The organism is Microbacterium rhizosphaerae, from assembly GCF_034120055.1.
Lineage (GTDB): Bacteria > Actinomycetota > Actinomycetes > Actinomycetales > Microbacteriaceae > Microbacterium > Microbacterium rhizosphaerae.
Map to the genome: position 1 here is coordinate 3,587,765 of NZ_CP139368.1, position 14,284 is coordinate 3,602,048.

The 14,284-nt window shown below is 70.4% G+C and carries 13 protein-coding genes; 2 read left to right on the plus strand and 11 right to left on the minus strand.

All coding sequences use genetic code 11. The features are described 5' to 3' along the window. Nucleotides 1–5 precede the first annotated feature (5 nt). Genes panD through SM116_RS16305 form a run of 5 tightly spaced genes read right to left on the minus strand, consistent with a single transcriptional unit; the run spans nt 6 to nt 4,270 of the window. Nucleotides 6–386: an aspartate 1-decarboxylase gene (gene panD, locus SM116_RS16285; protein WP_320942016.1), complete on the minus strand. Its 381-nt coding sequence runs from the start codon at nt 384–386 to the stop codon at nt 6–8. Nucleotides 387–432: 46 nt separating this feature from the next. Beyond that, nucleotides 433–1,956 (minus strand): acyl-CoA synthetase, encoded by a 1,524-nt coding sequence (locus SM116_RS16290; protein ID WP_320942017.1) that lies wholly within the window; start codon nt 1,954–1,956, stop codon nt 433–435. Between the two features lie 42 nt (nt 1,957–1,998). After that, nucleotides 1,999–2,451, minus strand: a complete 453-nt coding sequence (locus tag SM116_RS16295) for a MaoC family dehydratase (RefSeq protein ID WP_320942018.1) — start codon at nt 2,449–2,451, stop codon at nt 1,999–2,001. 23 nt (nt 2,452–2,474) lie between these two features. Beyond that, nucleotides 2,475–3,356, minus strand: a complete 882-nt coding sequence (locus SM116_RS16300; RefSeq protein WP_320942019.1) for an amidohydrolase family protein — start codon at nt 3,354–3,356, stop codon at nt 2,475–2,477. Beyond that, entirely contained in the window at nt 3,353–4,270 is a 918-nt protein-coding gene (locus SM116_RS16305; protein WP_320942020.1) for an SDR family NAD(P)-dependent oxidoreductase, read from the minus strand. The genes SM116_RS16300 and SM116_RS16305 overlap by 4 nt, the downstream gene beginning before the upstream one ends. Nucleotides 4,271–4,367: 97 nt before the next feature. On the opposite strand from SM116_RS16305, the gene SM116_RS16310 reads away from it, so the two are divergent. Further along, a complete protein-coding gene (locus SM116_RS16310) occupies nt 4,368–4,820 on the plus strand; it encodes a MarR family winged helix-turn-helix transcriptional regulator (protein ID WP_320942021.1) in 453 nt (150 codons plus the stop codon). Between the two features lie 60 nt (nt 4,821–4,880). Further along, a complete protein-coding gene (locus SM116_RS16315) occupies nt 4,881–6,035 on the plus strand; it encodes an SLC13 family permease (protein ID WP_320942022.1) in 1,155 nt (384 codons plus the stop codon). Between the two features lie 7 nt (nt 6,036–6,042). Here SM116_RS16315 and araA read toward each other — a convergent pair whose 3' ends face one another. From araA to SM116_RS16345, 6 genes are all read right to left on the minus strand, one after another. Beyond that, a complete protein-coding gene (gene araA, locus SM116_RS16320) occupies nt 6,043–7,554 on the minus strand; it encodes an L-arabinose isomerase (protein ID WP_320942023.1) in 1,512 nt (503 codons plus the stop codon). 26 nt (nt 7,555–7,580) lie between these two features. Beyond that, on the minus strand, nt 7,581–9,224 hold the full coding sequence (locus SM116_RS16325) for a xylulokinase (RefSeq protein ID WP_320942024.1): 1,644 nt from the start codon (nt 9,222–9,224) through the stop codon (nt 7,581–7,583). Then, a complete protein-coding gene (locus SM116_RS16330; RefSeq protein ID WP_320942025.1) occupies nt 9,221–9,937 on the minus strand; it encodes an L-ribulose-5-phosphate 4-epimerase in 717 nt (238 codons plus the stop codon). The genes SM116_RS16325 and SM116_RS16330 overlap by 4 nt, the downstream gene beginning before the upstream one ends. 162 nt (nt 9,938–10,099) lie before the next feature. After that, the gene (locus tag SM116_RS16335) at nt 10,100–12,400 is read right to left on the minus strand and encodes a beta-xylosidase/alpha-l-arabinosidase (RefSeq protein ID WP_320942026.1); all 2,301 of its coding nucleotides are present in this window, start codon (nt 12,398–12,400) and stop codon (nt 10,100–10,102) included. Beyond that, complete coding sequence (locus tag SM116_RS16340) at nt 12,397–13,263, minus strand: carbohydrate ABC transporter permease (RefSeq protein WP_320942027.1); 867 nt, start codon at nt 13,261–13,263, stop codon at nt 12,397–12,399. Before SM116_RS16340 ends, SM116_RS16335 begins: the two co-directional genes overlap by 4 nt. After that, nucleotides 13,260–14,282, minus strand: a complete 1,023-nt coding sequence (locus SM116_RS16345) for a carbohydrate ABC transporter permease (RefSeq protein WP_320942028.1) — start codon at nt 14,280–14,282, stop codon at nt 13,260–13,262. Before SM116_RS16345 ends, SM116_RS16340 begins: the two co-directional genes overlap by 4 nt. Nucleotides 14,283–14,284: the final 2 nt, after the last annotated feature.

A 14,284-nucleotide genomic window follows, 5' to 3' on the forward strand; every position in this document is an offset into this window, starting at 1 on the left:
AGAGGTCAGCCTGCTTCGGTGAGCACGCCGATCGGCTGGTTGGGCTCCGCGGCGTCCTCGTCGATGTGCACCACGACGGGCTGGTGGCACAGCACCTCCGCCGCCTCGTAGGCGGCGTAGGACATGACGATCACCACGTCACCGGTGTGCACGAGGCGTGCCGCGGCGCCGTTGATCTGGATCACACCCGACCCCGGCTCGCCGGCGATCGTGTAGGTCTCGAAGCGGGCGCCGTTGTTGACATCCACGACATGCACCTGCTCGTGCTCGACGATGTCGGCGAGCGCCAGCAGGTCGGCGTCGATCGTGATCGACCCGACGTAGCTGAGGTCGCTCCCGGTGACCGTGGCGCGATGGATCTTGGACTTGAGCAGCGTGCGGCGCACGGGGACCTCCGTCTGAATCTGGACTGCGTCCAAGAATAAACGAGAGTCAGCCGCTGTACCTCTCGCGCAGATCCGCCTTCCGCACCTTGCCCGACGCGGTGCGCGGCAGGTCGTCCACGAACTCCACGCGGCGCGGGATCTTGTACTTCGCCAGGCGTCCGCCGAGATGCTCGCGCACGGCGTCCGCGCCGAGGGAGGCCCCCTCGGCCAGGACGACGAGCGCGACGGGCACCTCGCCCCAGCGCTCGTCGGGGATGCCCACGACCGCGACCGACGAGATCTCCGGTAGCTCCATGATCATCTGCTCGACCTCGGCCGGGTAGATGTTCTCCGCGCCCGAGATGATCATGTCCTTGAGCCGGTCGGTGACGACGAGGTAGCCCTGCTCGTCGACATGGCCGAGGTCGCCCGAGCGCAGCCACTCCCCGTGGTGCGCGTCTCGCGTCGCATCCGGTCGCAGCCAGTACTCCTTCATGACGTTGGGGCCGCTGATCTCGATCTCGCCCGTCTCGCCCGGATCGGCCTGTTCGCCGTCGGCGCCGACGATGCGGACCTCGGTGAAGAAGTGCGGCAGACCCGACGATCCCAGGTGCTCGCGCGCCGTGCGATACGGGATCGAGGTGGCCCCCGGCGAGGTCTCCGTCATCCCGTACCCGCTCGAGAAGTGCAGGCCGCGCGCCTCGTACGCGTCGATGACCCGGAGCGGCACGCTCGAGCCGCCGCACGTCAGCTTGCGGATCGACGACAGGTCGCTCGCGGCCCAATCAGGGTGCTCGGCGAGCATCTGGAAGGTCGTCGGCACACCCGACAGGCTCGTGATGCGATGGCGCTGGATCGCCGCCAGCACAGCGCCCGGGTCGACCTTCTCCTGCAGCACGAGAGTGCCGCCCTTCAGCAGCGTGGGCAGGGCGCCCATGCCGAGCGAGGCGACGTGGAACATCGGCGCGATCATGAGCGACCGCTCGTCCGACGTGACGTCGTAGTCGACGAGCACGTTGAGGGTGTTCCACGTGAGGTTCCCGTGCGTGAGGACGGCACCCTTCGGACGGCCGGTGGTGCCCGACGTGTAGAGGATGATCGCGGGGTCGTCGAGCGACACATCGACCTCCGGCGGAACGGCGGATGCCGCGGCGAGCACGTCGTCGAGCGCCTCGACGGCCGGCACCTCCGGCGCCCCATCGACGACGATCCGCCGCTCGATGCCGCTCGACCATGCGGCGGCGCGGGCGAGCGGGCGCAGCTCCTCGTGGACCACCAGCACACGCGCGCCTGAGTCCTCGATCATGTACTCGAGCTCCCGCGGCGCGAGCCGGGTGTTCAGCGGCACGAAGATCGCGCCGAGCGTGCCGCACGCGAAGAGCGTCGTCAGGAAGTCGGGATGGTTGTTGCCCAGGTACGCGACCCGGTCGCCCCTGACGACCCCGCGCTCCTGCAGGCCGTTGGCGAGCCGGCCGATCCGGTCGGCGAACTCCTCGTAGCGCAGCTCGCGGTCGCCGTGGACGATCGCGACGTCGCCCTCGGACTTGACGCGCCGCCGTGCGATCCACGAACCCAGTCCTTGATTCCTCATCCTCGTGCCCCTTCGCAAACGATCGAGTGTGCCGGGACCCGCTCAGGCGTAGAAGCGGTAGATCCCGCGCGCGACGACGGCGGGCTTGGTGGCGCCCTCGATCTCGATGGTCTGCTCGACGGCGAGCTGGTAGCCGCCGGGCACCTCGATGACCTCGGCGACGACCGCGTGCATCCGCACATTCGCGCCGACCTTCACGGGCGACACGAACCGCACCCTGTCGAGCCCGTAGTTGACCTTGGTCGTGACGCCCTCGACCTCGAGGAGGTCGGTCCAGAAGCGCACTGCGAGCGACAGGGTGAGGAAGCCGTGCGCGATCGGCGCGCCGAACGGGCCGTCGGCCGCGCGGGCGGGGTCGACGTGGATCCACTGGTGGTCGTCGGTGGCGTCGGCGAAGACGTCCACCCGCTCCTGGGTGATCTCGAGCCAGTCGGTGACGCCGAGGTCGGTGCCGGCGAGTCCGGCGAGGTCCGCATACGCGATGGTCGTGGTCATGGGGTGCCTTTCGGGAGCGGGATTCAGAGACCGAGCAGACGGATGGCATTGCCCGTGAGGATGCCGGGCATCACCTCGGGTTTGAGGGCCACACCCTCGGCATCCCGCATCCATCGATCCGGGGTGAGGAGGGGGAAGTCCGAGCCGAACAGCACCCGGTCCTTGAGATACGAGTTCGCCGCGCGCACGAGCGACTCGGGGAAGTACTTCGGGCTCCAGCCCGACAGGTCGATCCATGTGTTGTGCTTGTGCGTCGCGACCGAGAGCGCCTCGTCCTGCCAGGGCACGGACGGGTGCGCCATCACGATCCGCAGGTCGGGGAAGTCCGCGGCGACGCCGTCGAGCAGCATCGGATTCGACAGGGCGAGCCGCAGCCCGCGCCCGCCGGGGAGCCCCGCGCCGATCCCCGTCTGGCCGGTGTGGAACAGCGCCGGCAGACCCGCATCCTGGATCGCGGCATAAAGCGGGTACCAGCGCTCCTCGCTCGGGTCGAAGCCCTGCACCGTCGGGTGGAACTTGAACCCACGCACGCCGCTGACCTCGGCGAGCGCGCGGATCCGGTCGACGGCGTCCGGCCGGTGCGGGTCGACCGAGCCGTACGGGATCAGCACATCGTTGTGGCGCGCCGCGCCTGCCGCGATCCCGGCGCTCGAGATGGGCGGCTCGCCGAGGTTCGTCTCGGCATCCACGGTGAAGACGACCGCCGCCATGCGCCGCTCGCGGTAGTACTCGGCGATGCTGTGAAGATCCGGACGCGGCCCGTCGGCCTTGAAGTATTTGGAAGCCGCCTCCTGCAGATCGGCCGGCAGCGACGAGTGGCCGTGGTCGTCGACCTCGATGTGCACGTGCGTGTCGATCGCGACGAGCGCGTCGACGTCGACCGCCGATTCGTAGCGGGTGGTCACCGCCGGAGCTCCTCGGGCAGCGGCGGGAAGCTCTCCCCTACCGACTGCTGACGCTCGGCGGCGACCTCGGGGAACTCCTCGCGCAGCGACTCGTACGACCATCCGCCCTCGTGATAGGTGGTGAAGACGGGCTCGGGATGCGACCACACCTGCAGCCGGTCGCCGCCGATGCCGATCGCCTGGCCGGTGACGCCCGAGGCGTCGTCCGAGGCGAGGTAGGCGATCAGGCCCGCGACGTCGTCGGAGGTGCCGAACCCGAGGTCGTGCCGGAAGAACGCCGGCATCGCCTCGCCCTTCTCGTCGGCTTCGACCGCCGCGGCGAAGTACGGCACGGTGGCGGTCATCGCCGTCGCCGCCACCGGGATCACGGCGTTGACCGTGATCCCCGCGCGCTTCAGCTCCAGCGCCCACGTGCGTACCATCCCGACGATCCCCGCCTTGGCGGCCGCGTAGTTCGTCTGGCCGAAGTTGCCGCGCTGGCCCGTCGGCGAGCCGATGCAGATGATCCGGCCGGCGACCTCGTGCTCGCGCATCCAGCTCGCCGCCGCGCGCGCGCACGTGAACGTTCCCCGCAGGTGCACGTTGACCACCGTGTCGAAGTCGTCGTCGCTCATCTTCCACAGCACGGTGTCGCGGAGGACGCCAGCGTTCGTGACGAGGATGTCGAGCCCGCCGAACGTGTCGACCGCCGTGCGCACGAGCTCCTCAGCCGTCGACGTCGGGCCCACCGGGGCCACAACGGCGACTGCGCGACCTCCGGCCGCCTCGATCGACGCCACTGCGTCGGCTGCGGTGTCGGCATCCACATCGTTGATGACGACGGATGCGCCTTGCCGCGCCAGCTCCTGCGCGTATGCCAGTCCCAGCCCGCGTCCCGATCCGGTCACGACGGCGACCTTGCCCTCCAGCGTCATAGCTGCCTCTCCTCACTGCGGATTCCGTGGTTATGGAATCACACAATAATTGTGATTGTCAATCATTGAGTTGCAGCATCGTTGCTACGATGGCTCCGTGGGCAGCCTGGAGGAGACCGAGACCGCGCTGAGCGAGGACATCAGCTTCTTACTCGCGCGCGCCAGCGCTCTGTCCGTCGCCGCGGCGAACGCGGCGCTGGCGCCGCACGGGCTCCGGGCCCGCTCGTACTCCGTGCTCACGATCGTGGTCGAGGGGCTGAACCCGTCGCAGAAGGACCTCGCCGAGTTCCTCCGGCTCGATCCCAGCCAGGTGGTCGCCATCGTGGACGAGCTCGAAGGGCGCGGGCTGGTCGAACGAACGCCGGATCCGGCCGACCGGCGGGCGAAGATCATCACGCCGACGCCCGACGGCACCGAGCTGCAGGCGGACGCCGCGAGCGCCGTGAGTGAGGCCGAGCGGTCGACGCACGGGCTCCTGTCACCGAAGGAGCGCCGGCAGGTCGCGGAACTGCTGCGCCGTCTCGCCTTTCCGGGCGACCGATCCGCCTAGCCGCACGAGGGGGCCGCGCCGAGCGCGTACGCTTCCCCAGGGCGAACGTGAGGAGACCGCATGCGGACGGTGGCCGTCAGCGTGGTGCTCATCGCCCTGAGCGCGATCGCCGTCCTGACCGGCCTCCTGCCCGTCTCCGATGTCGTGCACCTGTGGGGGCGCGTCTGGCCGATCCTCCTCTTCGTGACCGCGATCACCGTCGTCGCCGAGCTCGCCGCGGCGGCCGGCGTCTTCACGGCGCTCGCACGTCAGGTCGCGCGCGGGGGCCGCGGGCGCGCCTGGCTGCTGTGGCTGCTCGTGGTCGCGGTGGCGGCGATCAGCACGGTGTTCCTGTCGCTGGACACCACCGCGGTGCTCCTCACCCCGGTCGTCGTCGTGCTCGCGCGCCAGGTCGGGCTGAATCCGCTGCCGTTCGCCCTCACGACGGTGTGGATGGCGAACACCGGCTCGCTGCTCCTGCCGATCTCGAACCTGACGAATCTCCTCGCGCAGCAGGCGATGGGCGATCTGCCGCCCGCGCAGTTCGTCGCGCTCATGTGGGCGGCCGCGCTCGTGGCCATGGTGCTCCCGATGGCGGTCGTGTTCCTGCTGTCCCGGCGCTCCCTGCTCGCCCGATACGAGCCCGCGGCGCGCGGCCGATCGTCCGACCCCGTGCTGTTCTGGACGACCGTCGCCGTGCTGATCGTGCTGATCCCGCTGCTCGTGTCGGGCATCCCGGTCTGGATGCCGTCGACGGCCGCCGCGCTCGTGCTGGCGGTGGCGTTCTTGGCACGCCAGCGAACCGCCGTCCGGCTCGGCCTCGTCCCCTGGCGCCTCCTGCTGTTCGCCGCCGCGCTCTTCCTGTTCGTCGCGGCGCTGCAGTCGGCCGGCCTCGGCGCGGTGCTCGGCCGCATCGCCGGTCAGGGCGAGTCGCCGCTCGCGCTGCTGCGCCTGTCACTGACCGGGATGCTGAGCGCCAACGCCGTCGACAACCTCCCCGCGTACCTCGCCCTCGAACCGGTCGCGGGCAGCCCGGTGCGCCTCGCCGCACTGCTGATCGGCGTCAACGTCGGCCCGCTCATCACGCCGTGGGCATCGCTCGCGACGCTGCTGTGGCACCAGCGCCTGACGGCGATGGATGCCGGCATCCGATGGCGCCGCTACATCCTGCTGGGCGCCGTCGTCGCACCGGTCACCGTCGTCGCATCCACCCTCGCGCTCGCACTGACGGCGTGAGCCGGACTCAGAGGCCCTGTGCGAGGCGGTAGTACGCCTGGTTCCAGCGCAGCTCGCGCTGGAAGCCGCGCGCGGTCGTGTCGTCGTCGATGACGAGCAGCTCCGTGCCGGCGATCTCCGCGAAGTCGCGGAACACCTCGATGCCGACCGCCGTGGTCATGACCGTGTGATGTGCGGCGCCGGCCGCCAGCCAGCACGCCGCGGAGGTCGCGAAGTCGGGCTGCGGCTTCCACACCGCGCGGCCGACGGGGAGGTTCGGGAGGTCGGGGGCCTCGACGTTGTCGACGACGTTGGCCACGAGCCGGAACCGATCGCGCATGTCGCTCATCGCGACGACGACGGCCGGGCCGGGGTCGGCCGTGAACACGAGCCGCACCGGGTCGTCCTTGCCGCCGATGCCCAGCGGGTGGATCTCCAGTCGGGGCTTCGCCGAGGTCAGCGACGGCGAGACCTCGAGCATGTGCGCGCCGAGGATCTTCTCGTCGCCCGCCACGAGGTCGTACGTGTAGTCCTCCATCAGGCTCGCGCCGCCGGGGAGGCCCGCGCCCATGACGTTCGCGACGCGTACGAGGATCGCCGTCTTCCAGTCGCCCTCGGCGCCGAAGCCGTAGCCCTCGGCCATGAGCCGCTGCACACCGAGACCGGGGAGCTGCTTCAGGGCGCCGAGGTCTTCGAACGATGTCGTGAAGGCGCCGAAGCCGCCCTCCTCGAGGAAGGAGCGCAGGCCCAGCTCGATCGCCGCACCGTCGCGCAGCGACTCGTGGCGGTCGCCGCCGGGCAGCAGTTCGGGCACGACGTCGTACTGCTCGAGGTACTCGTCGACGAGCACGTCGACGTCCGCGGAGGCGACGGCATCCACCGCCTCGGCCAGCTCGTTGACGCCCCACGTGTTGACCTGCACGCCGAAGCGGAGCTCCGCCTCGGTCTTGTCGCCCTCGGTGACCGCGACGTAGCGCATGTTGTCGCCGAAGCGGGCGAGCTTGAGGCTGCGCGCCGCCGCCCACCCAGCGGCGGCACGCTGCCAGTCTTCGATCTGCTGCCGCACGACCGGGTTCGAGACGTGCCCGACGACGGTCTTGCGCGCGACGCCCAGGCGCGTCTGGATGTAGCCGAACTCGCGGTCTCCGTGCGCGGCCTGGTTGAGGTTCATGAAGTCGAAGTCGATGTCGGCCCATGGCAGCTCGACGTTGGCCTGCGTGTGCAGGTGCAGCAGGGGCTTGCGCAGCGCGTCGAGGCCGCCGATCCACATCTTCGCGGGGCTGAACGTGTGCATCCACGCGATGACGCCGATCACGTCGTCACGCGAGTTCGCGTCGAGCGCGAGGCGACGGATGCCGTCCGCCTCGATCAGCACGGGCTTGAAGACGACGCGCACCGGCAGCTCGGACAGACCGGATGCCACGCCCTGCGCCTGCTCGGCCACCTGGCGCAGGGTCTCCTCGCCGTAGAGGCTCTGGCTGCCCGTGACGAACCACACCTCGTAGGTGTCGAGGGAGGTCGGCAGTGCGGTGCGGGTCATGCGGATGGTCCTTTCGGTTCCGGCGCTCAGCGGCCGGTGGCGAGGGTTCGGGCGGCGGCGGCCTCGACGGCGAGCCCGGCGCGGTAACGGTCGAGGTAGGCGGCGAAGCCGGCGACATCCGAGGGATCGGGGTCGGCGATGTCGATCGCGGCGCCCGAGAAGACGCGGTCGTCGAGGTAGGCGGCGAGGGAGGCGCCGGAGGCGGCGCGCGCGTAGGCCGCGAGCACGGCGATGCCCCACGCTCCGCCCTCGCTCGCGCTGTCGCCGACCGCGACCGGGGCATCGAGCGCCGCGGCGAGGAATCGCTGTGCGACCCCCGCCGTGCGGAAGAGCCCGCCGTGCGCGAACATGCGGTCGAGCTCGACGCCCTCGGCATCCAGCACCCGCATGCCGAGCGCGAGCGTGGCGAACACGCCGTAGACCTGGGCCCGCGCGAAGTTGCCGAGCGTGAAGGCGCTGTCGGGCGTGCGGACGACAAGCGGACGCCCTTCGTCGAGCCCCACGATCGGCTCGCCCGCGAGCTGGTTGTAGGCGAGGAGTCCCCCGGCATCGGCGTCGCCGTCGAGCGCTTCGCGCAGCAGCACGTCGAACACGGCGTCGGTGTCGACTGCGGTACCGGCGGCAGCCGCAGAGCCCTCCGAGAGCGCGGCTCGGGGGCGCCCTGAAAGCGCCGCGGCGAAGCGGCCGAACAGCCCGGCCCAGGCGCCCAGCTCGCTCGCGCCGTTGTTGCAGTGGACCATGGCCACGGCGTCCCCGCACGGCGTCGTCACGAGATCGAGCTCGTGGTGCACGCTCTCGAGCGGCCGCTCCAGCACGACCATCGCGAAGATGCTGGTGCCCGCGCTGACGTTGCCGGTGCGGGGCGCGACGGCGTTCGTCGCGACCATCCCGGTGCCGGCATCGCCCTCGGGCGGGCAGAACGGGATGCCGGCGGCCAGCGAACCGGTCGGGTCGAGGAGCCCCGCGCCCTCCGCGGTCAGCGCCCCGCCGGGCGACCCGGCGGTGAGCACGCGCGGCAGCAGCGTCGACAGGGCGGGGATCCGCCCGGCGGCGAGGCCGTCGTAGGTCGCGAGGAGGAACGCGTCGTAGTCGCGCGTCGCCGAGTCGATCGGGAACATGCCCGAGGCGTCGCCGACGCCGAGCACCTTCTCGCCCGTGAGCCTCCAGTGCACATAGCCGGCGAGGGTCGTGACGAACCGCACGTCGGGCACGTGCGGTTCGCCGTCGAGCACGGCCTGGTGCAGGTGCGCGATCGACCAGCGCAGCGGGATGTTCAGGCCGAACAGCTCGGTCAGCTCGGCGGATGCGACGCCCGTGCTGGTGTTGCGCCACGTCCGGAACGGGACGAGCAGCTCGCCGTGCCCGTCGAACGCGAGGTAGCCGTGCATCATCGCGGAGACGCCGATGGCGCCGAACGTCGTCGGACGCACGCCGTGGCGGGACTCGGCATCCCGGACCAGGTCGGCGTAGGAGGCCTGCAGGCCCGCCCATACGTCCGCGAGGTCGTAGGTCCACAGGCCGTCCGCGAGGCGGTTCTCCCACTCGTGGGCGCCGGTGGCGAGCACGCTCGAGGGGTCGTCCGCATCCACGAGGCACGCCTTGATGCGCGTCGAGCCCAGCTCGATGCCGAGTGCGGTGCGGCCGGCGGCGAGGGAATCGGCGGCGGTCATGACGAGGTCCGCCGCGCGTCGGCCGCCTGGCCGTACACGTTCTGGTAGCGGCCGTACAGGCTGTCGATCGCCTGCTGCGGGATGGGGATGAGCGGCCCGGCCTGGCGCGCGATGTGCACGGTGCGGGCGACGTCCTCGACCATGACCGCGGCCTTGACGGCATCCTTCGCGGAGACGCCGATCGTGAACGGGCCGTGGTTCTGCATGAGCACCGCACGCGACCGGTGGCCGGTGAGGGTCTCGACGATCCCCCGGCCGATCGAGTCGTCGCCGATGATCGCGAACGGGCCGACCGGGATCGGGCCGCCGAACTCGTCGGCCATCGCCGTGATGACGCAGGGGATCTCCTCGCCACGCGCGGCCCACGCCACCGCATACGTGGAGTGCGTGTGCACGACGCCACCGACCTCGGGCATGTGGCGGTAGACGTAGGCGTGCGCGGCGGTGTCGCTCGACGGGCTGCGCTCGCTGCCGGGGCTGCCCGGCACGACGACGCCGTCGAGATCGCACAGGATCATGTTCTCCGGCGCGAGATCGTCGTACGAGACGCCCGACGGCTTGATGACGAACAGGTCGGCGCCCGGCACGCGGCCCGAGACGTTGCCGCCGGTCCACACCACGAGGCCGTACCGGACGAGCTCGCCGTGCAGCGCGGCCACTTCCGCGCGGACCCGCGCGATGGCGGCCTCGGTGCTCGGGTCGAACGTGGTCACGCTGCCTCCTCGGTGCGTCGTCTCTTGAATGTTACCGGTAACAGTCTCCGAACACCACGTGGTGGGCGCGGTGATCCGGCGAATATCGGGCGGATTCGTCCGAATCGCCCGATATTCGCCGGATCACCGGGCCTCGGCCGGATCCCGCAGCAGCACGTGCCCTCAGGCCCGCACCCCGGTCTCGACCGCGACCGCGACCGTGCGTCCGTCGGACGCGGTCACATCGTGTGTCGGGCCGGTCAGCCGCATCGTCGCCGAAGTGTCCCGCTCCTCGCACGAGGGACCGACCCACAGCTCGACATCGCCCGGCTCGACGATGCGAACCCCGCGGCGGTCGGTGAACGCGAGTCGCCCCGCAGGGACGTGGAACCGGACCACGGCCCGCTCCCCCGCCTCGAGCGGCACCCGCGCGTAGCCGACCAGCTGCGCCACGGGTCGGGTCACACTCGCGTAGACGTCGCGCGCATAGAGCTGCACGACATCCACACCGGCTCGGCTGCCCGTGTTCCCGACCTCGACGACCACCGTGAAGTCCGCATCCGTCTCCGACTCCGCCGGCGCGGTCAGGTGCACGTGCTCGAAGCTCGTGTACGTCAGTCCATGGCCGAACGGAAGCGCGGGGCGGCTGTCGGCGCTCGTGATCTCGGACGGGCCGCCCAGGATCGGATGCAGGTAGCTGTAGGGCTGCGCTCCGGCCGAGCGCGGGAGCGAGACCGGAAGCCGACCGGACGGGGCGGTGCGGCCGGACAGGATCTCGGCGATGCCGGCCCCCCCGGCTTCGCCCGGGAAGAAGGCCTGGAGGACCGCGGCCGGAGCCGACGCTCCGGACAGCGCCCACCCGATGGCGTACGGACGCCCGGAGAGCACGACCACGATGGTCGGCACCCCGGTCTTCACGACCTCGTCGGCAAGGCGTCGCTGCAGCCCCGGCAGCTCCAGGTCGTCGACGTCGTTGCCCTCACCCACCGTGCCGCGGCCGAACAGGCCGGCGCGATCTCCCACGACGACGATCGCGACATCCGCCGCTCGCGCCGCCGCGACCGCCTCCGGGATGCCGCTGGCGTCGTCGCCCTCGACGGCGCACCCGGGGACGACGTCGATCGCGGCATCCGGCAGTTCCGCCCGGAGGGCGCCGGCGAGGCTCGGCAGCTCGAGACCGAGGGGAACATCGGGATGGTGCGCGAGGACGTGGTTGACGAACGAGTAGCACCCCATGAGCGCCTCGGGCGAGTCGGCGTTCGGGCCGATCATCGCGATGCGGGCGTTCGCGGGCAGCTCCAGCGGCAGGATCCCGTCGTTCGAGAGCAGGACGACCGACTCGGCTGCCAGGCGCTGCGCGAGGTCGCGATGCGCCGGGGTGTCGAGGTCGATCTCGGTCGGAGGCTCGTCGAAGGTCGCGTCGAGCAGTCCGAGCTCCTCCTTCTCGGCCAGCACCCGCAGCACCGCACGGTCCACCAGGGACTCCTCGACGCGCCCGTCCCGCACCGCGTCTGCGAGCGGCGCGGCGAACGCGTCCCCCGTGGGCAGCTCGATGTCGATGCCGGCCGCGAGCGCGAGCGCGGCGGCGGCACCGAGGTCTTCGGCGACGGCGTGCATCGTGTGCAGGAAGGCGACGGCGAAGTAGTCCGAGACGACGACGCCGTCGAACCCCCAGCGCTCGCGCAGCACTCCGGTGAGAAGCTCGTCCGAGGAGGCGACCGGCACGCCGTCGATCTCGGCGTACGAGTTCATGACAGAGCGGACGCCGCCGTCGCGGACCGCCATCTCGAAGGGCGGCAGCAGCACATCGGCGAGCTCGCGCGGCCCCGCGTGCACGGGTGCGTGGTTGCGGCCCGCTCGCGAAGCCGAGTACCCCACGAAGTGCTTCAGGGTGGCATGGATGCCGGCATCCTGCAGTCCTCGCACGTACGCGGTGCCGATGGTGCCGACCACGTACGGGTCTTCCGCGATGCACTCGTCGACCCGCCCCCAGCGGGGGTCGCGGATGACGTCGAGCACCGGCGCGAGACCCTGATGGATGCCGAGCTGCCGCATCGACTCCCCGATGAGCCGCCCCATCTCCTCGACGAGGACCGGGTCGAACGACGCCCCCCACGCGAGTGGTGTGGGAAACGTCGCCGCCTTCCAGGCGGCGAGCCCCGTGAGGCACTCCTCGTGGACGATCGCCGGGATGCCCAGGCGCGTCTCCTCCTGCAGGCGGCGCTGCTCGCCCCACAGCCACGCGGCCCGCGCCACGGGATCGACCGGCCGCGTGCCGTAGACACGGGTCAGATGTCCGATGCCGTGGACCGTCGCATCCTCGTACTTCGTGGAGGTGGCCATCTCGCCCGCCATGGGGGCGACGAGATCGTCCCCCTGATCGACCCAGTACCCGACGAGCTGTGCAAGCTTCTCATCGAGATTCATCCGGGCATGCAGAGACCGCACACGCTCCGAAACCGCCGGTAGACCGACTTCACTCATCCCTTGACCGCTCCCGTGAGGCCGCCGACGATGCGGCGCTCGAACAGACTGAAGAACACGAGTGCGGGAATCATCGACAGCGACGTGAAGGCGAGCACTTTCGCCGTGTCGACAGAGTACTGCGACGAGAACGCCTGCACGCCGAGCGGAAGAGTGAACGTCGCGTTGTCGTTCAGGAGATACAGCGGCAGCAGGTAGCTGTTCCAGCTTCCGATGAAGGCGAGGATGCCGACGGTGATCACTCCGGGCACCGCGAGCGGGATCACCATCCGCCAGAAGAACCCGAGACGTCCGCATCCGTCGATGAACGCGGCCTCCTGGATCTCGTCGGGGATCGCGCGCAGGAACGGCACCAGGATGATGATCGTCGTCGGCAGCGCGAACGCGATCTGGGGCAGGAACACGCCCGGCAGCGAGTTGATGAGCCCGATGTCGCGCACCACGATGTACAGCGGCGTGATGGCGACGGTGATCGGGAACATCAGTCCCGCGGCGAACACCGCGTACAGCGCCCCGCGTCCGCGGAACCGGTACCTGGCGAGCACGTAGCTCGCCATGAGGCCGAGCACGACCACTCCCGCCGTGGTGGCGACCGCCACGATGGTCGAATTGAGCACGAGCGGCCAGAAGGAGCCCCCGGTGAGCACGTCGATGTAGTTGCTGAACACCCACGGCTTCGGCCATCCCGCCGGATCGACGGTGATCTGCGAGTTCGAGCGGAAGCCGCCGATGATGATGTACAGAACCGGCCCCAGCATCAGCGCGATCACGATGAGCGCGACGAAGTACACGGCTGGTGTCGCCGCGCGGAATCGAGAGCGCCGAGGCTGCGGCAGCTCGATCGTGTCAAGAGCCGCGGTCATCGGGCAGTCCTTTCGGTGAGCGCGCCGGCCGTGTCGCGACGCAGGACGAAGCGCTGGTACACGAGGGCGACGACGAGGGAGATGAGGAAGATCACGACCGCCACGGCGTTGCCGTAGCCGAAGTTGCCCGCGTTGCGGCCGTTGGCGACCATGTAGGTCGCCATGGTCGACGTGCCTGCCACGGGGGCGATGTACTGACCCCAGATGATGTACACGAGGTCGAAGAGCTGCAGCGCCCCGATGATCGACAGGAACGCCCAGATCCGCAGCGTCGGGCCCAGCAGCGGCACCGTGATGCGCCGCTGGATCTGCCAGTAGGTGGCGCCGTCGATCGCGGCCGCCTCGTACAGCTCGTCGGGGATGCCCTGGAGTCCGGCGAGGAACAGGATGACGGCGAACCCGACGTACTTCCAGGTGAGGATCGCGATCAGCGTCCAGATCGCGATGCTGGGGTCGGACAGCCACTCCCTCGCGAGACCGGAGAGCCCCAGGTCGTCGAGCAGACCGTTCAACGCGCCGTCGGTCGCGAGCATCAGGCTGAAGCCGGTGCCCACGACGACCTCGGCGATCACGTACGGCACGAAGATCAGGACGCGGATGAGCGACTGCCCGCGCATCTTCCGGTTGAGCAGGAGCGCCAGCAGCAGGGCGACCGGCCCCTGGATCACGAGGGACATCAGCACGATGAAGCCGTTGTGCGCCAGCGCCTCCTGGAACTGCGGATCCGTCAGGATCGTGACGTAGTTCTTGAGGCCGATGAAGTCGGTCGCCGGGCCGTAGCCGTGCCAGTTGAAGAAGCCGTAGTAGCCCGCCATGACGACGGGGAAGATGACGAAGCCGATGAAGAAGAGCAGCGCCGGCCCCACCAGCAGTGCCACCTCCAGACGACCGGACCAGCCGAGCCCTCGACGGCCGGGGCGCGGCGACGCCGGGGGCGGCGACATGTCGCCGCCCCCGGTCCGCTGCGCGAGATCCGTGCTCGGGCGATCGTCCGTCTTCGGTGTCTCGCGTATGGTCATGC

Coding starts and splice junctions, on each gene's coding strand:
- SM116_RS16345 (WP_320942028.1), bottom strand. CDS start 14,282: ATGACCATACGCGAGACACCGAAGACGGACGATCGCCCGAGCACGGAT.
- SM116_RS16290 (WP_320942017.1), bottom strand. CDS start 1,956: ATGAGGAATCAAGGACTGGGTTCGTGGATCGCACGGCGGCGCGTCAAG.
- SM116_RS16325 (WP_320942024.1), bottom strand. CDS start 9,224: ATGACCGCCGCCGATTCCCTCGCCGCCGGCCGCACCGCACTCGGCATC.
- SM116_RS16305 (WP_320942020.1), bottom strand. CDS start 4,270: ATGACGCTGGAGGGCAAGGTCGCCGTCGTGACCGGATCGGGACGCGGG.
- araA (WP_320942023.1), bottom strand. CDS start 7,554: ATGACCCGCACCGCACTGCCGACCTCCCTCGACACCTACGAGGTGTGG.
- SM116_RS16340 (WP_320942027.1), bottom strand. CDS start 13,263: ATGACCGCGGCTCTTGACACGATCGAGCTGCCGCAGCCTCGGCGCTCT.
- SM116_RS16295 (WP_320942018.1), bottom strand. CDS start 2,451: ATGACCACGACCATCGCGTATGCGGACCTCGCCGGACTCGCCGGCACC.
- SM116_RS16315 (WP_320942022.1), top strand. CDS start 4,881: ATGCGGACGGTGGCCGTCAGCGTGGTGCTCATCGCCCTGAGCGCGATC.
- SM116_RS16335 (WP_320942026.1), bottom strand. CDS start 12,400: ATGAGTGAAGTCGGTCTACCGGCGGTTTCGGAGCGTGTGCGGTCTCTG.